Source organism: Sphingomonas sp. RB1R13, assembly GCF_036663775.1.
GTDB lineage: Bacteria > Pseudomonadota > Alphaproteobacteria > Sphingomonadales > Sphingomonadaceae > Sphingomicrobium.
Genome location: NZ_JAXOJM010000001.1, coordinates 1,081,085 through 1,099,293, shown reverse-complemented (window position 1 = coordinate 1,099,293; position 18,209 = coordinate 1,081,085). Strand labels below are relative to the sequence as shown.

The following is an 18,209-nucleotide window of genomic DNA, read 5'->3' as shown; positions in this document are numbered from 1 at the left end:
ACCATGACCAGCCGCTCCCAGTCTCGCTCCGCCGCCCGGCTCGCCGCCGTGCAGGCGCTCTATCAGCTCGAGATGGAAGGCAGCGCGGTGGCGCCCCTGCTCCACCAGTTCCACCAACATCGGCTCGGCGCGACGATCGAGGGGGCGACCTATGTCGAGGCCGAGCAGGGCTTCTTCGACGATGTGGTCAAGGGCGTCGACGCGCGTCGCGGCGAGATCGACACGTTGATCGTCGGCAAGCTGGCCGAAGGCTGGGCGCTCGAGCGGCTCGACCGGCCGATGCGCGCGATCCTGCGCGCCGGGACTTACGAACTCATCGCCCGCCCCGATGTCCCGATGGCGAGCGTGATCAGCGAATATGTCGACGTCGCCAAAGCCTTTTACGACAAGAAGGAAAGCGGCTTCGTCAACGGGTTGCTCGATGCGGTCGCCAAAGATGCGCGGAGCTAGCCGATGGATCATGCCACCCCGAACCTGCCGTCGCGAGACTTTGCTGAAACATCGCGCTTCTACGCGGCATTGGGGTTCGTCGAAGGGTGGCGCGACACGGGGTGGATGATCCTCAAGCGCGGCGACCTCACGCTCGAATTCTTCCCTTTCCCTGAACTCGACTCGCTCAACAATTCGTTCGGCTCGTGCCTGCGGCTGGACGATCTCGCCTCATTCTACGCCCAGTGCCGCAGCGCCGGCTTGCCCGAGACCACCACCGGTCAGCCGCGCATCAGCCCGCCGAAACAGGAGGCCAGCGGGCTGACGATTGCCTATCTGATCGATCCCGAGGGCAGCTTGCTGCGCTTGATCCAGAACTGAGGTTCAGGGAGCCTTCGCGTCGAGGAAGGCGAGCGGGATGTCGATGCGCTCACGCCAGGCCGTCTCGTTATGCTCGGCACCGGTGAAGGTGCGGAACATGAAATTGGGCCCGTCAGTCCAGCCGCGGCGGTGGAGCATCGGGACCAGCGCGTCGCTGTAGGGGGCATAGCTGCCATCGAGCGTCTTGCTGCCATGGTCGATGTAAAGCCGGTTATGGCCAGGGCGCATCGCCGAGGTCGCGAGGTAGCGGTCGAAAGCGGTCGCGACTTCGGCGCCGAGCGCCGCATGATCGGCGCCCTTCTCGGTCGGGCTGGCCAGGGCGATGTGCATCGACACGCACGCCGCCTGGCCAAAGACGTCGGGATATTCGGCCATCGCATAGAAGGCCATAAGCCCGCCCATTGACGACCCCATGACGGCGGTGTCGGTGCGGCCGGGGAGCGTGCGGAAACTCCTGTCGACGCGCCGCTTCACCTGGTGGACGAGGAAATCGAGGTAGGCGGCGCTGGCGAAGCTGCCTTTGGGATCGCCGCTGTCGAGGGTGCGGACCCGGTTCTGGAAGGCGGGACCGAGCAGCGGCAGCATCTTCGCCGGGAACAGGGTCTGGTAGCGCGATCGTGGGGACTGCACTCCGACGACGATCCATTCGCGAATTTCGCGCTGGGCGACCATGCGCGGGATGGCTTCGTCGAGGCCCCATTCCTGATCGAACTTGGTGAGCGCGCGATCGAAGAGGTTCTGGCCGTCGTGCATGTAGAGCACAGGGAAGCGTTGGCGCTTTGCCGCGTCATAGCCGGGCGGGAGCCAAACCCAGACGCTCATCCGCCCGGCCGCGCCGCCGTCGAGCGAGGGCCAGGCGACGACGCGGCCGGCGCTGACATGGGGGATCATCCGGGTCGGGTCGTCGGTGGTAGCCAGCGACGGCGTGGCGAGCAGGATCAGAAGCAGGGCGAGGAAGCGCAGCATGGGCGTGAGCGTGCCGCGGGTTGCGCTCGGGTGCAAGCGCTAGGATGAGGGGACGATGACGAGCGAACTGGAATTCATTGCGGCGCTTCGGGCGATTGCGGTCGGCCCCGAGGCGCGCGGGCTGGAGGATGATGCTGCGCTGCTCGACGAGCTGGTGATCACCCACGACATGATCGCCGAGGGGGTGCACTACCTTGCCCATGACCCGGCCGCGAGTGTGGCAGCGAAGCTGGTGGCGGTGACGCTGTCCGATCTTGCTGCCAAGGGGGCGACACCGGTGGCGGTGCTGATGGGCTATTGCCTTGGCGACGGGAATTGGGACCGGGCGTTCCTGGCCGGACTGGGCGAAGCGTTGGCGAGCTATGACTGCGCCTTGATTGGGGGGGACACGATTGCGCTTCCTGGAGGCGCGCCGCGGGTGCTCGGGCTGACCGCGATCGGCCGCGCGGGGGTGCGGGTGCCGAGCCGGTCGGGGGGCAAGGCGGGCGACGGACTGTGGCTGGTCGGGGCGCTTGGCGACAGTGCGGCGGGGCTCCGGCAGTTGCTGGCTGACCCGCAAGCGGAGGGCCCGCTGGTCGAGGCGTACCGGCGGCCCCGGGCGCTGATCGCGGAGGGCCGCGCCCTTGCCGCCCATGCGAGCGCGATGATGGACGTGTCCGACGGGCTGCTGATCGACGCCGACCGGATGGCCCGGGCGAGCGGCGTGGCGATCGAGATCGACCTTGCCGCGCTGCCCGTTTCGGGGGCCTTTGGCGACACGCTCGGACACGGTCAAGCGGCCCGGCTGTTCGCCGCGACGGGGGGCGATGACTATGCCCTGCTGGCCGCGCTCCCGCCGGGAGTGGAGGCGGTAGTAACGAAGTCTTTACCAGGCGGTGCGCATCTGGTGCGGATCGGCAGCCTGGTCGCGGGCGAAGGGATAAGCCTTCACGAAGCGGGGCAACCGGTCATATTGCCGGAGCACCTTGGCCATGAGCATCGTCACTGACCTTCGCCGCCTCACCATTGCGCTGGGTGGACTGTTGTGCGGGATGGCGTCGGCACTCTACCTGCTGCGCTGAGCGAGCCGCCTCACAACCCCCCTTGCGGCGAGCGCCTAGCCCGCTAGTGTCCGCCCCCAGAATGAGACGGTCGCGTTCGCTGGCCGGAGGATCCTCAGGGGGAATATAAGCGTCATGAACCTGCTCTACGTCGCCATCGGCTGTGGCCTGCTGGCCCTGCTTTATGGCCTGCTGACCAGCCAGCAAGTCCTTCGCGAACCCGCCGGCAACGAGCGCATGCGCGAAGTCGCCGCCGCCATCCAGGAAGGCGCATCGGCCTATCTTCGCCGCCAGTACACCGCCATCGCGGTCGTCGGCGTCGTCGTCGCTATCCTGGTCTTCGTCTTCCTCCACACCCTGCCCGCGATCGCTTTCGTGATTGGCGCAGTGCTGTCGGGCGTGGCCGGGTTCATCGGGATGAACATCTCGGTCCGCGCCAATGTCCGTACCGCCGAAGCGGCGCGGACATCGTTGCAGAAGGGGCTGACCGTCGCCTTCCGTTCGGGCGCGATCACCGGGATGCTCGTCGCCGGGCTGGCCCTGCTCGCGATCGCCGGACTCTTCTGGTATCTCGTCGAGGTGCGCCAGATGGCGCCCGAATCGCGCGAAGTGGTCAATGCGCTGACCGCACTGGCGCTGGGTGCGAGCCTGGTGTCGATCTTCGCCAGGCTGGGCGGGGGCATCTTCACCAAGGCCGCCGACGTCGGCGCCGACCTGGTCGGCAAGGTCGAGGCCGGAATCCCCGAGGACGACCCCCGCAACCCCGCAGTCATCGCCGACAACGTCGGGGACAATGTCGGCGACTGCGCCGGCATGGCGGCCGACCTGTTTGAAACCTATGTCGTCACCGTCGGCATCACGATGGTCACCATCGCGCTGGCGCTGAAGGGCAACGCGCTGCTGCTGCCGATGATGATCCTGCCGCTGCTGATCGGTGGGGTGTGCATCATCACGTCGATCATCGGCACCTACATGGTGAAACTGGGCAAGAAAGAATCGATCATGGGAGCCCTCTACAAGGGCTTCTGGACGACCACCTTGCTCGCCGTTCCCGCCATCCTGGGGGCCTTCTGGTTCACGCTCAATGGCCAACTCGATACCCCGATCACGACCGGGGCCGGGTTAACCTTTTCGTCGATGAACCTGTTCTGGGCCAGCATGGTCGGGCTGGTCGTGACCGCGCTGATCGTGTGGATCACCGAATATTACACCGGCACCAACTATCGACCGGTGAAGTCGATCGCCGCCGCATCCCAGGCGGGGCATGGCACCAACGTCATCCAGGGGTTGGCAATCAGCCTTGAGTCGACCGCGCTGCCGACCCTCGTCATCGTCACCGGGGTGATCGTCAGCTTCAAGCTGGCGGGGCCGCTGGGAGTTGCCTTCGCGGCCTCGGCGATGCTCGCGCTGGCGGGCATGGTCGTTGCGCTCGACGCTTATGGACCGGTCACCGACAATGCCGGCGGGATCGCCGAAATGTCGGGACTGGAAGAAGGCGTGCGGGTTCGTACCGATGCGCTCGACGCGGTCGGCAACACCACCAAGGCGGTGACCAAGGGCTACGCAATCGGATCGGCCGGCCTCGCCGCGCTGGTCTTGTTCGGGGCCTATACCGCCGACTTGAAGGAGTTTGCCGGGCCGCTCGGCATTACCACCGACGCCGACAAGATGTTCAGCCTGTCCAACCCCTATGTCATCGTCGGGCTGCTGCTCGGCGCGCTGCTGCCCTATCTGTTCGGGGCAATGGGGATGACCGCGGTCGGGCGTGCGGCCGGCGCAGTGGTCGAGGAAGTGCGCGAGCAGTTCCGCAACAATCCGGGCATCATGGATGGTACTTCGCGGCCCGACTATGCCCGCACCGTCGACCTGGTAACCAAGGCGGCGATCAAGGAAATGATCATTCCGTCGCTGCTGCCGGTGCTCGCGCCGATCGTGGTGTTCTTCGTGATCGGTGCGGTCGGCGGACGCGACAATGGCTTTGCGGCGCTGGGCGCATTGCTGCTGGGCGTGATCGTGTCGGGCCTGTTCGTCGCCATCTCGATGACCTCGGGCGGCGGCGCGTGGGACAATGCCAAGAAATATATTGAGGACGGCAATTACGGCGGCAAGGGCAGCGAGGCGCACAAGGCCGCGGTGACCGGCGACACCGTCGGCGACCCGTACAAGGATACGGCGGGCCCGGCGGTCAACCCAATGATCAAGATCACCAACATCGTCGCGCTGCTGCTGCTGGCAGCGCTGGCGGGGGGCGCGGCGCCGGGAATGTAACCCAAGGGACGCGTTGATGGTTTGGAAGGCCCGTCCGAGGTTATGCTCGGGCGGGCTTTTCTTTGATCAAAATCGAGCTACTCTTGCAATCGCTCGGACAAATGGGGGATGAGATGGGCGTGTTTCGCGTAATCGCGGCGAGCGTTGCCGTGTTGTTTTTGGCGGGCCCGGGGAGCGCGGGTCCGGTCGCCAATGCACCTTCGGTCGAAGTGTTCGCCGCGCCGCCGCTGCTCGACGGCCCGAGGCTATCGCCCGACGGCACCAAGATTGCCGCCAAGATGCTGATCAGGGGCGAGCAGACGTTGGTGGTCTATCCGTTGCTCGCCAATGCAAAACCGGCGCGGGTCAACCTGACCGGCGACAGTGAACTCAACTGGTGGCGCTGGGTCAATGACGACTGGCTGATCGCCGGAGTTGGGGCACAGACCAGCATTTACGGCACCGATGTCTATATCACCCGGCTGGTCGGGTTGAAGGCGGACATGACCAAGACGGTCCCGATTGACTGGGGAAATTCGGGATTGTCGGCCGATGGCCTGCTGTGGACCGCACGCGACGGCTCACCAAAAATCCTGTTCCAGAAAGAAACCGGGATCGAGCGCAGCGAAGAATGGAACCCGGCGGTATTCGAAGCCGATGTATCGACCGGGCGGATCCACCGGATCATCAACGGGCGCGACGACATCAGCGAATGGTATGCCGACGGGCAGGGCAATGTCCGGCTTGGCACCGGGCATAGCGACCGCAAGTGGACGCTTGTCTATCGGGCCGACAACAAGGCCGGCTTCAGCCCGGTGCGCAACACATACACTGCCGAGCATGGTCCGCCGATCCCATGGGCCTATCGCCCCGATGGAAGTGCGATCGTGATCGACAATTCGAGCGGTTTCAGCGCGGTCCACACCATGGCACTGCCGAGCTTCGCGATCGGCGAGCGGCTTTATAATGTCCCGGGCTATGACGTGTCATCGATCATCCCGACGCCACTGGAAGATGGGCTGATCGGAGTTGGCTTCACTGACCAGACCGAGAAGGTGGCATGGCTCGATCCTGAGCTGAAGGAATTGCAGGACGGGCTCGATCATACGCTGGGGCTCGGCAATTCCCGGATCGTCAGCTTGAGCCGCGACCGCCACCAGCTGCTGGTCGAAGTCGGCAATGCGGGACAGGCCGGAGGAAATTATTTTTGGGATACCGGCGGCGCCAAGATGCAGCTGATCGGCTTCAACAATCCGGTACTCAAGAACCGCCAGCTGTCGTCGGTCAGGAGCATTCACTACAAGGCACATGACGGGCAGAGCATCGAGGCGATCCTGACCCTGCCCGACGGGATTGCACCGAAAAGTCTGCCGCTGATCGTCATGCCGCACGGCGGACCCTATGCCCGCGACAGCGAGCAATATGACTGGTGGGTGCAGTATCTCGCAGCGCAAGGCTACGCTGTGATCCAGCCCAATTATCGCGGATCAACCGGATATGGCACGGCCTTCGAGACGCTCGGCGAGGGGCAGTGGGGCACGGGCATGCAGGACGACCTCAACGATGCGTTGGACTATCTCGCGAGGGAAGGGATCGCCGATCCCAAGCGGGTGTGCATCATCGGCGCCTCCTACGGCGGCTATGCGGCGATGCGCGGGGCGCAGCGCGACGGCAACCGGTATCGCTGTGCGGTGTCGTTCGCCGGGGTATCCGACCTGTCGGCGATGATGCGCTACGATCGCAAATTCCTGTCGAGCGAGAAATCGGCCAAGGATTATTGGAAGAAGCAGGCGCCCGATTTCACCGCCGTCTCGCCACGCTTCCATGCTGCCGACTTCGCTGCGCCGATTCTGCTGGTCCACGGCAACAAGGACAAGCGCGTGCCGGTGGCCCAGTCGCGCTGGATGGCCGAGGAATTGAAGAAGGCGGGCAAACAAGTCGACTATATCGAGCAGCCGCTCGGCGATCACCACTTCACCCGCGAGGCTGACCGGCTCCAGTTCCTGAAAACGATGAAGTCGTTCCTCGATCGCTATAATCCCGCCTAAGGAGTTGTCCGGGGCGAACCGGAGGATTGAACCGATGACCAACGCGATCCGTATTTCCCGTGTCGGCGGGCCCGAGGTGATGGAGTGGGGCCCGGTCGAGGTCGGCGCGCCGGGAGCGGGCGAGGTGCTCCTGGCCCAGCATGCGGTGGGGCTCAACTATATCGACGTCTATCATCGCACGGGGATGTACCCGGTGCCGCTGCCGTTCGTGCCGGGGCTGGAGGGTGCGGGCGTGGTCGAAGCGGTCGGACCGGGGGTGGACGGCGTCGCGGTCGGGGATCGGGTGGCCTATTGCGGGCCGATCGGTGGCTATGCCGAGCGGCGGCTGATCGCGGCCGAGCGGCTGGTCGCGCTGCCCGATGCGATCAGTTTCGACGTGGCGGCGGCGGCGATGCTCAAGGGGCTGACCGCGCACATGCTGCTGTGCCAGGTCAAACAGGTCGAGGCGGGGGACATGATTTTGGTCCATGCGGCGGCGGGCGGGGTCGGGCTGTTGCTGTGCCAATGGGCGGCGGCGCTGGGCGCGACGGTGATCGGGACGGTGTCGACACGCGAGAAAGCCGAGCTCGCCGCGGCCAATGGCTGTCACCATCCGATCGTCACGAGCGAGGCGGATTTCGTCGCCGAGGTGGCGCGGCTGAGCGGGGGCGCGAAGCTGCCGGTGGTCTATGATTCGGTCGGACGCGACACGTTCATGGCATCGATGGATTGCCTGGCGAAACGCGGGATGCTGGTCAGTTTCGGCCAGTCGTCGGGCGGGGTCGAGCCGTTTGCGCCGGGCGTGCTGGCGGCCAAGGGATCGTTGTTCCTGACCCGCCCGACGCTGTTCGACTATATCGCCAAACGCGAGGAATATAGCCAATCCGCAGCTGCGCTGTTCGCGATGATCGACAGCGGCAAGGTCAAGGTCGAGATCGGCCAGCGGTACAAGCTGGCCGACGCCGCAACGGCGCATCGCGACCTCGAGGCGCGGCGGACGACAGGGTCGACCGTGCTGACGGTCGAGGCGCGATAAGGCCCCGCCTTCCATTTTCGCCTCTCTCTCGCTAAGGAGCGCGCGACTTCATTCAAACATCAGGAATTGCATGGCCAAGGAAGAACTTCTCGAAATGCGCGGCAAGATTGCCGAGCTGCTGCCCAACGCGATGTTCCGCGTCACGCTCGAGAATGGCCATGAGGTGCTCGGCCACACCGCCGGCAAGATGCGCAAGAACCGTATTCGCGTGCTAACCGGCGACGAAGTACTGGTCGAACTGACCCCCTATGATTTGACCAAGGGCCGAATCACCTATCGCTTCATGCCTGGCCGCGAGCGCCCGCCGGGCTATTGATGAAGCCCGCGGGCTTGCAGCTGGTTCTCGCTTCGGCGAGCCCGCGCCGTCTCGACTTGCTGGCCCGCATCGGGGTCATTCCCGACGCGATCGATCCTGCTGACCTCAACGAAGATGTGCTGAAGGGCGAATTGCCGCGGCCGCATGCCTTGCGGCTGGCGTGCGAGAAGGCGGCGGCGGTGGCGGCGCGGCATCCGGGCGCACTCGTGCTTGGCGCCGATACGGTGGTCGCGGTCGGGCGGCGGATATTGCCCAAGGTCGAGGATGAAGCGACCGAGCGCGCGTGCCTGGCGCTGCTGTCGGGACGGCGGCACCGGGTGTTCACGGCGATTGCGCTGGCAATCCCGGGCGAGGCGACGAGAACGAGAGTCGTCGAGACGATGATCGCGCTCAAGCGGCTGAGCCATGACGAGATCGAGCTGTACGTCGCCAACGGCGAGTGGCGCGGCAAGGCCGGGGGCTATGCGCTGCAGGGCTTTGGCGAAGTGTTTGTGAAGACGATGAGCGGGAGCCATTCGGCAGTGGTCGGGCTGCCGCTGGCCGAGACGCGGGCGCTGCTCAAGAGCGCGGGTTATCGGCTTGGCTGAGTGGATCATCGAGGTCGGTATCGGCGAGACGCGCGCGGTGCTGGTCGAGGATGGCCATATCGTCGAGGCGCTGGTCGAGCTGGAGGACGTGGTCCCGGCGGGCAGCGTGATCCGGGCGCGGTTGGCGAATGTCGGCACGGCAGGGCGCAATGCGGTGGCGCGCGACGAGAGCGGGCAGGAATTTCTGCTTCCCGCAGGTGCGCCGGGGGTCAGTGAAGGCGCGACGCTGGCGATCGAAGTGACGCGATCGGCCTTCCCCGGAAGCGAGCCGTGGAAGCGTCCGCTGGCGCGCGTGACGGCGATGGTCCCTGCAACCTTGCCCAGTCTCGCCAAACGGCTCGGCGCACGTTTGCCAGTGATTGGCGGGGGCGATGAACTGGCGCAAGCGGGCTGGCTGGACCTGATCGAGGACACACGCTCGGACACGGTCAACTTCGCTGGTGGAGCCCTCAGGATTTCGCCGACGCCGGCGATGACGCTGATCGATGTCGACGGGTCCTTGCCGCCCGAGGAGCTGGCCTTGCGGGGGGTGACGGCGGCGGCGCAGGCGATCCGGCGGATGGGGATTTCGGGGTCGATCGGGATCGACTTGCCGACGGTGCGGAGCAAGGCGGCGCGGGCGGCGCAGGATGCGGCGATCGATACCGTCCTGCCGCGGCCGTTTGAGCGGACCGGGGTCAATGGTTTTGGATTCGTCCAGATCGTGCGGCCGCGGCGGGGGCCGTCGCTGGTCGAGCTGGCGCAGGATCGGGCGGGGTTTGAAGCGCGCGCGCTGATGCGGGTGGCGGGGCGAGCTGTCGGGGCGATCAGGCTGGTCGCGCATCCGGCAGTGATCGCGGCGATCCGGCCCGAGTGGACCGAACGCCTGTCCCGAGCCGTCGGCGGGACGGCAAGCTTGCGCGGCGACGCGGCGCTGGGCATGGCGGGGGGCCATGTCGAACCCGCCTAGAACCAAGAAATGCCCGATGTGCAAGAAACCGGCGCAGGCGGAGTTCACCCCTTTCTGCTCGCGCGGGTGCAAGGATCGCGACCTGCTGCAGTGGTTTGGTGACGGCTATCATATCCCCGGACCGCCGTCCGATCCCAACGATGAAGCGATGGACTAGGCTGGACAGTGGCGAGGTCGCCGTTTAGGGAGCCGCTTCGCCCGCGCGGACCCGTTCGCATCAGGCCGTGCCCAGGTAGCTCAGTTGGTAGAGCATGCGACTGAAAATCGCAGTGTCGGCGGTTCGACCCCGTCCCTGGGCACCATTTTTCCTAAGTAAACCATGCACTTAAAGCGCTGGTTGCGAAGAGCATTGCGCTAGCGTACGTTAGCACAGTGCTAGCACAGTCAAATTTGTGCTTCCAAGGATCTCAATGACCTGCGCAAAACGGGCGTGTCGCCGAAGGGACAATCTAGCACAGACCTAGCACAGCTAGCGCACTCCGCGCATCGCTGCGCGCTATGATCGGCAAGGGAGGACGATTGCCCGACTCGGACGAAAATAAATTTCAGCTTTTCCAGCGTTTAGGATCATCAAATTGGTCCGTGCGCTTCAGCATCCGCGGCGAAGGCCAGGTCCGGAAAAGCCTCGGGACCGCCGACGAAGCTGATGCGCGACGAAAAGCGGACAAGCTGTGGCGTGATGCCACTTACCGCTCTGAGCATGGCTTACGCGCCGTTCAGCGCACGTTTGAGCAAGTGGCCGAGGAGTTTATCGAGCAGCAGGTTCGCGAAGTTGCGCGTGGCGAGCGTCGGATCGGCCTCGATCGGCGGATCGGGTCGTTAGTTCGCCGGTTCTTCATCCCTTTCTTCGGCAAGAAGCCCATCGATGCGGTCGGAGATGCCGACATCGGCCGATACCAGGAATGGCGAAAAACGTATTGGACCGAGGGACCGGGCGTCGAGCAGACCCACATCGAGTACGAGCGTGGCGGGAAGAAGCTTCGCCGGCCAGCAACCGACATGCGTCGAGCCAACAGCTTAAGCAGTCAGCGCGGGGAGGCCGTCGTTCTGCGCCAAGTTTTTCGGCAAGCGGCAAAATGGGGCTATATCAACCACGCCCAAATCCCCGACGTCATGACGCCCCGCGTGCCACCCTCACCTCGCCCTAGCTTTTCCATCAGCGAGATGAATAAGCTGCTGAAGCTGGCCCAAAAGCGGATGGACGACAAAACAGTCAATGCGGAAATTCGCCGTGATCGTCAGGTGCTCTTCGCGTACATCACGATCGCCGCGACGACCGGAATGAGGCCGACGGAGATGCGGAATCTCAACTGGGGCGACGTGCTTCGCTATCGGGACGGCCTGGGCGAGCGCGTTGGTGACCGCGACATACGCATTCGAGCCCGCGGCAAAGGCAAGTTTCGCGAGTTTATTCCACTTGAGGGCGCTCTTCCGGAGTTCGATCGGCTCTGGCGCATGTGGAAAGCTGGGCATGAGGATGCTGAGCCCAATGATGACCACCCGGTGTTCGCTGCGCATAGCGGCAAGCGGCTAACTTCGCTCAACAAGAGCCTGACGACGTTGCTCGATGCCGCGAAGTTGAAAGTTGATCACCGCGGCCGAGCGCGAGACAGCTACAGCTTTCGGCATTTTTACATCAGTCAGCAGCTTATCGCAGGCGTTGACGTGTTCGCGCTTGCGCGGAACTGCGGCACCTCGCCGGACATGATCGACAAATTCTATGGTCAGGTTTCGGTGGAGCAGCTTCGGGATCAGCTTCGACCACGGTGGGGAAAGTGATACTGGCGCGAGTTAGCCGATAGCTGCCTGACGGCTGTCAGGCGCTTACCACACCGAGATGCAGGCCGCCACACTTGCGATGCCGTTGGGCGTGGCGCAGGGCTTAGAGGGCACGCATTCTCCCCTTTAGTTGTCGACGGTCGACGACGCTTTCCCCGCCGGAAGCGTCCGTGTAACAAGGTCACTCAAAAAAAGGGGTTCCGAATGCCTGAGCGTTGCGTGGGCTTCGTCGTTGTTGGCGACGCGGTAACGGTTGTTGATGCCGAAGTGCCGGGCGATGCCGACGCGCCAGTGACTGTTATCGCCGACGACACTTGGAAGCTTCAAAAGGGTGACCGAGCAGAAGCTTATGATGTCATGTACCGGCGGTGCACCAACTTCCTTAAGGAGAATGGGGTGGCGAAGGTCGTGGTGAAGGCCAGCGCCCTTACCATGGGTTCGACCAAACTCGGCCACATGACCAGCGCGGAGCTCCGGGGTGTCATCATCGCCGCCTCTGCTTCTGTGGCGTCTGTCCGAACGATTGCCAAGGCGCTCATTAGCCGGACTTACGGTGACCGAAAGATGGACGAGTACCTCCAAGACGACGACTTTTGGGACGAAAAGACCACGGGCGGGCGGCTGCGAAAGAATAGCCGTGAGGCGGCTATGATCCTGATCGCCGCGAGAAACGGCTGATGACTAACCTCCTCTCTGGTCTGCAAGTCGGCAAGAAGCTGGGCGGAGGCGCCTTCGGGGAGGTTTACCTCGGACAAGACGATGCGCACGGACAAGTCGCCGTCAAGAAGCTAAGCCGCAAGGTCGAGTGGACCGACGGCAAGTGGGACGCGTGGAAGGCGGCGTTTCTAGCGGAAGCGCAGAACCTATCCCGGGCGGCGCACGACCACGTTGTGAAGGTCCACCACATCGTTGCGGCCGAAGACAATGAGAGCGTTCTGATCTGCATGGCATTTTGCCCTGGCGGCTCCTTACAGGGACCATACGAGCGAGCCCCCCTGCCAACACCAGCGGTGCGGAAGATCGGCACGGATATCTTGATTGGCCTGTCTGCTCTCCACGCTCGCGGAATGATCCACCGAGACATCAAACCCGCCAACATCCTTCTGGACGCTCGTGGCAATGCCCTGATTGGCGACTTCGGCCTCGTTACCGACGACCTTGCGTTTGGGTACGCCTCCGGTGCCGGATACTACGATCACCTTGCTTATGAGTTTTGGCATGGCCGCGGGACGAGCGTGAAAACCGACATTTGGGCGATCGGCGCCACGCTCTACCGTCTCCTGCACGGCAAACAATGGTACGAAGAGGCACCAAGCCCAAAGGACCTCATCCCTTATGGCGGGTTCGCCGACGGACTTAACTGGCTGCCTCATGTGCCGAAGCGGTGGCGGCGCGTGATCCGGCAACTGATGGAAGATGACACGAGCAAGCGCTATCAAACGGCCGATCAGGCGCTCGGCGCGATCAGCAGCTTGCCGATAGCTCCTGCCTGGCTGGCGACGGTCGCTCCCGATCAGGTACGCTGGGAAGCAAATTCGGGTAAGCGGTTGAACGTAGTCGAGTGGAAACGCGTACCCCGTAAAAACGAGTGGATTGCCTGGAGCGAGCCACTTTGCGGTGCAAGCGGACGCAAGAAGACGCTGGGCGGATCTGGTGGCGCCGTTTCCGCTAAAGAGGCCATCGCCGGTTTAGAGAGGTTCCTCGGGGCTTAGTGGTCCCGGAGGGCGCGAGGTAGCAAATAGGCTCCACCGAGGCCGCCAGCTGGGATGGGAGTTAGATCGAACCTTTCGGTGGCGGCAGCACGACGTTGCTTTGCGCACTTTGAGCAGCAGCTTCTTGACGCGACCACGCCCTGCTTCGGTCGCCAGTAACGACCGCAGTTGCCACATCGGGGCAGGCTTAGCGTCAGGTTGGGCGAGTTACGGCTCATGGGGGCATCGTCACTAACTATCGATGGACGGTGAACAAAACGTGAATCATATATGGGCCGCTGTCAAGTGTTCGGTCAAACTGCGTGGTGGATCATCGTTCGATCAAGCGCGAACGCGGGCCGATAGAAGTGCCGACGATGGCATACCAGTCAATTTTGGCCGCTGACTTGAAGATAACGGTAAACGCTCGCGCGGCCGATGTTCAGCTGCCGCGCGATATCAACGGGGCGCGCTCCTGAGGCGTGCAACTCCCTTACTCGCGTCGCATCGATCTCGGGCCTCCGGCCTTTGTAGATCCCTTTCTCCTTGGCCTTAGCAATCCCGTCGCGCTGGCGTTCCTTGCGTATCTCTGTTTCGAACTCGGCAACGGCCGCAAGTACTGCCAGGGTGAGCTTGCCAGTACTCGTGGTAGTGTCGATGCCCGCCTGCTGCGTAACCCGCAGGCCGCAGCCTTTTTCCGCTAGCCGCTCGATAAGCTGATGAAGGTCCACAACAGATCGGGCCAGCCGATCCAACCGCGTTACCACCAACGTGTCGCCCTCACGGACGAAATCCATTGCCGCAGCCAATGCTGCACGGCCTCGGGTGGACGCGCCACTCTGCTTCTCTGAAAAAAGCTTGTTGCAACCCGCTGCCCTGAGCAGCTCCTCTTGAACCTCCAAGCTTTGGCCTAAGCTGCTAACCCTGGCGTAACCTACGATCACTTGGCCTCCTGTCTTATTTGCCTCGAGACCATGGCTACGATGTGTCTTATTGACCCTGCGTCAACCTAAAGGAGACGCGCAAAGCGTCTGCCGTGCCCATCTTATGCAAGTATACCTTAAAGCGACGGCAGCTGTTCGTCTTCCGAACGTCCTTGCGCAGCGCCGCACTGAGCCGGCCCACCGCCGCAATAATTAGCTGCATATGGCCGCTGCGAAGGTAGCGACGCACCGAAATCGACGCGAGCGACGAATCACTTGCGACGATGCAAAGCCCCGACTATTGCGCAAAAATCCAGAAGCGCGCGTCGACGTTGGAACGCACGTTAGGGAGCAGGCCCTATTTTGCCGCCGGTCGCCTAGCGACCTATTGCGCGGCACGTTTGGTCCTGAGGCGTTTAGCGCCCCCTGCGGAGGAGGCTAGTCAGCTCTCCGCTCTATCGTCCCGTCTGGATCGGGCGCCAACTGCGAAAGCGGTGGTGCTCTCTCGTGCCTGGGCCACCCTTATCGCCTTTGTACCAAGGCGTTAAATCATGTCGACTCCCATTATCGCTTCAGTTTTGTGTGATGATCACACAAAGAACTCCCCTGCTTCGACCGAACAACTCTTCTCCGAAAGAGAGCGGGCGCAACTTGTGCGACTGCGGGCACAGTATTTTTCGGCCGACAGGGCCGTGAGCATAAGCCGGCGGGAACGACTTCTAACAATTATTGCCTTCTTTTTCATGGTGACGGCGCACGGAGGCGCCTCAGGGGCTGCTCTCGTGGAGGAGTACAGTGCTGCCGGGATTAAAAGCCGGATGAACGACTGGCGGAAGGCGGCGATTCTCTTCCTCGACTTGAATCCTAGGAACCTTGCGGACGGTGCCGAGCGAAATACTGCCTACGGCCGTGTCAAGACGGTTGGTCGAGTTCTGGAAGCAATCGATAACGACTTCGAAGATTGTTCTTTCGAGTTGGGAGAGACGACTGCCGAAGACATCGCAGAGTTCATCGAGTCTGAAGGTGGGTGGGTAAAATATGCCGACATATTCCTGAACGTTGGTGCCGCGGACGAACCGGACGACGACGATGAAGAAGGGGTTGGGTCAAACGACCCTCACAGCGCCGAACCGGCAAATGATCCCAAGGTGGATGACGACGGCGCTGACCTCAACCGCGACGACGGCGAGGATGATGATCCCGATGACAAAGACTACGACGACCAAAATAAAGTCGGTGCTAATGTTGACATCGGCTGCGGTGATGACCGTTCGAATGATTTGACCGGCGTTGGCTACGTTGCCCAATCTGGTGAAACGAAGCCATCAAATAACGTTTCCTCAGCGGGCGGGCCGGCGCTGACTGTTTTAGACTCGGCACTTTTCCGCTCGCGAATTCTTTCCGTAGGAATTCCCGTTACAACCAAAACCGTTATTTCCGCGACTGAGCCGCAAGTTAGCCTCATCTGCAGCCGCGATAACGGTCAATTGCTAATTCTGCCACTAGCGGTGTCAGACGATCTTCTTGCCAAGTTGATCCCTTTTCTCCCGGGAGAGCCCGTCAACGGGCACGCAAAAGCGTGGGGCATCATATGCACAGCAATCGAGTTTTTCGGCTGTACTGATAGCTCACTGCCTGTCGATCCATCTGACGAGCCGTACGACGGGCAAGCTATGCTGGAAAGTTGCCCTACGATCCTGTTTGCCTCGGGCCGATCGATGTCGATCGCCCCTTCGCGCACGCCTGTCAGCATCATAATAAAAGTGGAGCTTGCGCAAGAATACCGCTTGGACGGGTGGCACGACTCAATGTTTTTCGTGGACGGCACGGGGACGACAAGGCTTATCAAAAATCTGGCCAACCAAGAAGACCGAGAATTGGTTGAGGCCCCAATGTTGAGTGGAGATGGGAAGCTAACATTTCGATTTCGTAAGCTGAGCGGCAAAAAGCCTTTTAGTGTCCGGCTGGACCGAAGGGGCGGAATTCCCGCTAAGGCAGGCCGCGATTATTGGGTGCTCAGGGAGAAGGGTTTTCAGGCGGCCGTTACGGCCAAGTTCGAAGGGACCCCGGAAGGCTTGCCTGCCGAATTGATTAAATGGGCCGGCTCGGCCGGAATTAAACGCAAGGCCGTGAAGGTCTCCCTGAGCCACAGCGCGGTAACTCTGTCGGTCGGTTCCTCGGTTGCAACAAACTTTGCGGCAGTAGGAACAGGCACAATTTCGACAGAGGTACATCAAAACGATTTTGCTAAGGCGATTAGATTTGCCGGGTCGGTAGGCTCGCAGAACTGCGTCATCGGAATTGATCCCAACGGATTGCTGAGCCTGCAGCTTGCTACGCCCTTTGCAACAGTAACGGTTCTAGTTCCGACACTTTTTGAAGGCGCGCGCGAACGCAAACTTCTTGAGGAAGTTCGTCAGGCTTGAAGTGAAGTTCCCGGCGGCCCGCAAGCCGCCGGGCCTCAATGTTCGGACAAAATATGCCATTTTATGATTTCACCGGCCAAGGAAACTTAGCCCGCGCAGTTTACGTTTGCGCTGTCCAGCTGGGCCATTTCGATCGGATAATCGCTAGACTTCCACGCGCATTACCATGGCTTTCCAAATCAACCGACCTTGATTTCTTGGATCCGTCGAATCCTTTTTTTCTTGTCGATCGCTTTTTGATTTCGCCTGGCAGCTTTCTCCATCGAGCTGTCCCACCGCTCGGCCCCTTCTGTAAGCGCCCCGGGGTTACAGTCTTGGCGGACAGCGGTGGCTTTCAATTCATCGGGGATGCCAAAAAATGGCGAGCAGATAAAACGCGCGAGTGGGTGCTTCGCTTTCACGAAAACTACTGTGACGAAGCGATTACCCTCGATATCCCGACTGCTGCAATCCGTCCCCACAGTCCGTGGCCGGACTTCGCCGCCGCCCTTCAAGACACGCGTGACAATCTGGACTACTGCGCACGAAATAGGCCCTCGGGTTCAAAAGTTCGATATTTGAATGCATTGCAGGGCCGCACGGCGCAGGAAGCGAACGAATGGTTTGACGCCGTCAAGGATTTCCCAGGCGGCGGCTGGGCTTTTGGCGGAGCCATGCGGGGCGATTTCCAGTATCTCGTGGTCCGCCTGCGGCAAATGGCGAAGCTGAATCTGTTAGGTCCCAGCCAAAATCGTGTCCACATTTTAGGTAAATCGGACTTAACTACCGCCGTCGCCTTGTCGGCAATTCAGCGCGGAATGAGAAAGTTCTTAAACGACTCGCATTTCTTGATCAGCTTCGACACCAGTACCCCATTTTTCATGGTTAAGAACGGGCGTGCCTTTGGAGCCCCAGAGCTCAGGCCCGGCAAAAATCCGACCATGTCTGTGTTCCAACCGCCTTTTCAGTACGATCCTAAGCGCTTGAACACTCGCTGGCCCATTAGCATCAGCGGCGTTGGGCGCAGTATGACCCTGGGCGATCTAAACGTTTTAAAGGGACACGGGAATACAGCTCAGAGCGCGTTTGACAGCCTGTCGTACGCGCTAATGATCCATCACAACTTAAATATGCTCCTTATCGGCATCGATATGGCGAATGCGGCTTCGGAAATGGCTTGGGCGGATGCGCAGCGGCTGCTTAGCGCGGAAGTGCATACTTCCTGCGTTGCTCTGGAGAAAGCCGCATCAAAAGGATACTGCAAACGGATTTTGGAAGAGCCGAAGCATGCGACTGCTCTGATTTCGATTCAAGCTCAGTCCGAAAACAATGAGCTGAACACAGAGCGTGAATAGCTCGACACTAAAAATCATCGGTCGCTCTTTGATGTGGCAAGCATATCGATCCGTGACCGGAATTCTCCGGAATGGAGA

The 18,209-nt window shown here is 62.0% G+C and carries 17 protein-coding genes and 1 tRNA gene; 16 read left to right on the top strand and 2 right to left on the bottom strand.

What is annotated here, in order from left to right; genetic code table 11:
* Positions 1–3: 3 nt before the first annotated feature.
* Together nusB and U1700_RS05225 are read left to right on the top strand one after the other, a co-directional pair.
* Entirely contained in the window at positions 4–450 is a 447-nt protein-coding gene (gene nusB / locus U1700_RS05230) for a transcription antitermination factor NusB (RefSeq protein ID WP_332750748.1), read from the top strand.
* A gap of 3 nt (positions 451–453) precedes the next feature.
* Entirely contained in the window at positions 454–810 is a 357-nt protein-coding gene (locus U1700_RS05225) for a bleomycin resistance protein (RefSeq protein WP_332750746.1), read from the top strand.
* 3 nt (positions 811–813) lie between these two features.
* Here the strand turns inward: U1700_RS05225 and U1700_RS05220 are convergent, their stop codons facing one another.
* Positions 814–1,776, bottom strand: a complete 963-nt coding sequence (locus tag U1700_RS05220) for an alpha/beta hydrolase (RefSeq protein WP_332750745.1) — start codon at positions 1,774–1,776, stop codon at positions 814–816.
* A gap of 55 nt (positions 1,777–1,831) precedes the next feature.
* On the opposite strand from U1700_RS05220, the gene thiL reads away from it, so the two are divergent.
* From thiL to U1700_RS05160, 12 genes are all read left to right on the top strand, one after another.
* Entirely contained in the window at positions 1,832–2,764 is a 933-nt protein-coding gene (thiL, locus tag U1700_RS05215; RefSeq protein ID WP_332750744.1) for a thiamine-phosphate kinase, read from the top strand.
* Positions 2,765–2,951: 187 nt separating this feature from the next.
* Positions 2,952–5,084, top strand: a complete 2,133-nt coding sequence (locus tag U1700_RS05210; RefSeq protein ID WP_332750742.1) for a sodium-translocating pyrophosphatase — start codon at positions 2,952–2,954, stop codon at positions 5,082–5,084.
* A 113-nt stretch (positions 5,085–5,197) separates the two neighbouring features.
* Positions 5,198–7,111 (top strand): alpha/beta hydrolase family protein, encoded by a 1,914-nt coding sequence (locus U1700_RS05205; protein WP_332750741.1) that lies wholly within the window; start codon positions 5,198–5,200, stop codon positions 7,109–7,111.
* Between the two features lie 34 nt (positions 7,112–7,145).
* A complete protein-coding gene (locus tag U1700_RS05200) occupies positions 7,146–8,126 on the top strand; it encodes a quinone oxidoreductase family protein (RefSeq protein ID WP_332750740.1) in 981 nt (326 codons plus the stop codon).
* A gap of 70 nt (positions 8,127–8,196) precedes the next feature.
* Positions 8,197–8,442, top strand: a complete 246-nt coding sequence (infA, locus tag U1700_RS05195; protein ID WP_332750738.1) for a translation initiation factor IF-1 — start codon at positions 8,197–8,199, stop codon at positions 8,440–8,442.
* Positions 8,442–9,029 (top strand): Maf family protein, encoded by a 588-nt coding sequence (locus tag U1700_RS05190; RefSeq protein WP_332750736.1) that lies wholly within the window; start codon positions 8,442–8,444, stop codon positions 9,027–9,029. Before infA ends, U1700_RS05190 begins: the two co-directional genes overlap by 1 nt.
* The gene (locus U1700_RS05185) at positions 9,022–9,978 is read left to right on the top strand and encodes a ribonuclease (RefSeq protein WP_332750735.1); all 957 of its coding nucleotides are present in this window, start codon (positions 9,022–9,024) and stop codon (positions 9,976–9,978) included. Before U1700_RS05190 ends, U1700_RS05185 begins: the two co-directional genes overlap by 8 nt.
* On the top strand, positions 9,962–10,135 hold the full coding sequence (locus U1700_RS05180) for a DNA gyrase inhibitor YacG (protein ID WP_332750733.1): 174 nt from the start codon (positions 9,962–9,964) through the stop codon (positions 10,133–10,135). Before U1700_RS05185 ends, U1700_RS05180 begins: the two co-directional genes overlap by 17 nt.
* Positions 10,136–10,204: 69 nt before the next feature.
* Positions 10,205–10,280, top strand: a tRNA-Phe gene (locus U1700_RS05175).
* A 196-nt stretch (positions 10,281–10,476) separates the two neighbouring features.
* Positions 10,477–11,757: a tyrosine-type recombinase/integrase gene (locus tag U1700_RS05170; protein ID WP_332750732.1), complete on the top strand. Its 1,281-nt coding sequence runs from the start codon at positions 10,477–10,479 to the stop codon at positions 11,755–11,757.
* Positions 11,758–11,961: 204 nt separating this feature from the next.
* Positions 11,962–12,435 carry a hypothetical protein gene (locus tag U1700_RS05165; protein ID WP_332750731.1) on the top strand — a complete coding sequence of 158 codons (474 nt, stop codon included), beginning with the start codon at positions 11,962–11,964 and terminating at the stop codon, positions 12,433–12,435.
* Positions 12,435–13,469, top strand: coding sequence for a serine/threonine-protein kinase (locus U1700_RS05160; protein ID WP_332750729.1), 1,035 nt, complete (start codon positions 12,435–12,437; stop codon positions 13,467–13,469). Before U1700_RS05165 ends, U1700_RS05160 begins: the two co-directional genes overlap by 1 nt.
* 368 nt (positions 13,470–13,837) lie before the next feature.
* On the opposite strand, the gene U1700_RS05155 is transcribed toward U1700_RS05160, so the two are convergent.
* Positions 13,838–14,392 carry a recombinase family protein gene (locus tag U1700_RS05155; RefSeq protein WP_332750727.1) on the bottom strand — a complete coding sequence of 185 codons (555 nt, stop codon included), beginning with the start codon at positions 14,390–14,392 and terminating at the stop codon, positions 13,838–13,840.
* A 530-nt stretch (positions 14,393–14,922) separates the two neighbouring features.
* On the opposite strand from U1700_RS05155, the gene U1700_RS05150 reads away from it, so the two are divergent.
* On the top strand, positions 14,923–16,797 hold the full coding sequence (locus U1700_RS05150) for a hypothetical protein (RefSeq protein WP_332750726.1): 1,875 nt from the start codon (positions 14,923–14,925) through the stop codon (positions 16,795–16,797).
* Between the two features lie 53 nt (positions 16,798–16,850).
* The gene (locus U1700_RS05145; RefSeq protein WP_332750724.1) at positions 16,851–18,131 is read left to right on the top strand and encodes a hypothetical protein; all 1,281 of its coding nucleotides are present in this window, start codon (positions 16,851–16,853) and stop codon (positions 18,129–18,131) included.
* Positions 18,132–18,209: the final 78 nt, after the last annotated feature.

What these genes read in the sequence shown, in the direction of transcription:
- nusB (WP_332750748.1), top strand. Translation starts at nt 4, where the DNA reads ATGACCAGCCGCTCCCAGTCTCGCTCCGCCGCCCGGCTCGCCGCCGTG.
- U1700_RS05225 (WP_332750746.1), top strand. Translation starts at nt 454, where the DNA reads ATGGATCATGCCACCCCGAACCTGCCGTCGCGAGACTTTGCTGAAACA.
- U1700_RS05220 (WP_332750745.1), bottom strand. Translation starts at nt 1,776, where the DNA reads ATGCTGCGCTTCCTCGCCCTGCTTCTGATCCTGCTCGCCACGCCGTCG.
- thiL (WP_332750744.1), top strand. Translation starts at nt 1,832, where the DNA reads ATGACGAGCGAACTGGAATTCATTGCGGCGCTTCGGGCGATTGCGGTC.
- U1700_RS05210 (WP_332750742.1), top strand. Translation starts at nt 2,952, where the DNA reads ATGAACCTGCTCTACGTCGCCATCGGCTGTGGCCTGCTGGCCCTGCTT.
- U1700_RS05205 (WP_332750741.1), top strand. Translation starts at nt 5,198, where the DNA reads ATGGGCGTGTTTCGCGTAATCGCGGCGAGCGTTGCCGTGTTGTTTTTG.
- U1700_RS05200 (WP_332750740.1), top strand. Translation starts at nt 7,146, where the DNA reads ATGACCAACGCGATCCGTATTTCCCGTGTCGGCGGGCCCGAGGTGATG.
- infA (WP_332750738.1), top strand. Translation starts at nt 8,197, where the DNA reads ATGGCCAAGGAAGAACTTCTCGAAATGCGCGGCAAGATTGCCGAGCTG.
- U1700_RS05190 (WP_332750736.1), top strand. Translation starts at nt 8,442, where the DNA reads ATGAAGCCCGCGGGCTTGCAGCTGGTTCTCGCTTCGGCGAGCCCGCGC.
- U1700_RS05180 (WP_332750733.1), top strand. Translation starts at nt 9,962, where the DNA reads ATGTCGAACCCGCCTAGAACCAAGAAATGCCCGATGTGCAAGAAACCG.
- U1700_RS05170 (WP_332750732.1), top strand. Translation starts at nt 10,477, where the DNA reads ATGATCGGCAAGGGAGGACGATTGCCCGACTCGGACGAAAATAAATTT.
- U1700_RS05165 (WP_332750731.1), top strand. Translation starts at nt 11,962, where the DNA reads ATGCCTGAGCGTTGCGTGGGCTTCGTCGTTGTTGGCGACGCGGTAACG.
- U1700_RS05160 (WP_332750729.1), top strand. Translation starts at nt 12,435, where the DNA reads ATGACTAACCTCCTCTCTGGTCTGCAAGTCGGCAAGAAGCTGGGCGGA.
- U1700_RS05150 (WP_332750726.1), top strand. Translation starts at nt 14,923, where the DNA reads ATGTCGACTCCCATTATCGCTTCAGTTTTGTGTGATGATCACACAAAG.
- U1700_RS05145 (WP_332750724.1), top strand. Translation starts at nt 16,851, where the DNA reads ATGCCATTTTATGATTTCACCGGCCAAGGAAACTTAGCCCGCGCAGTT.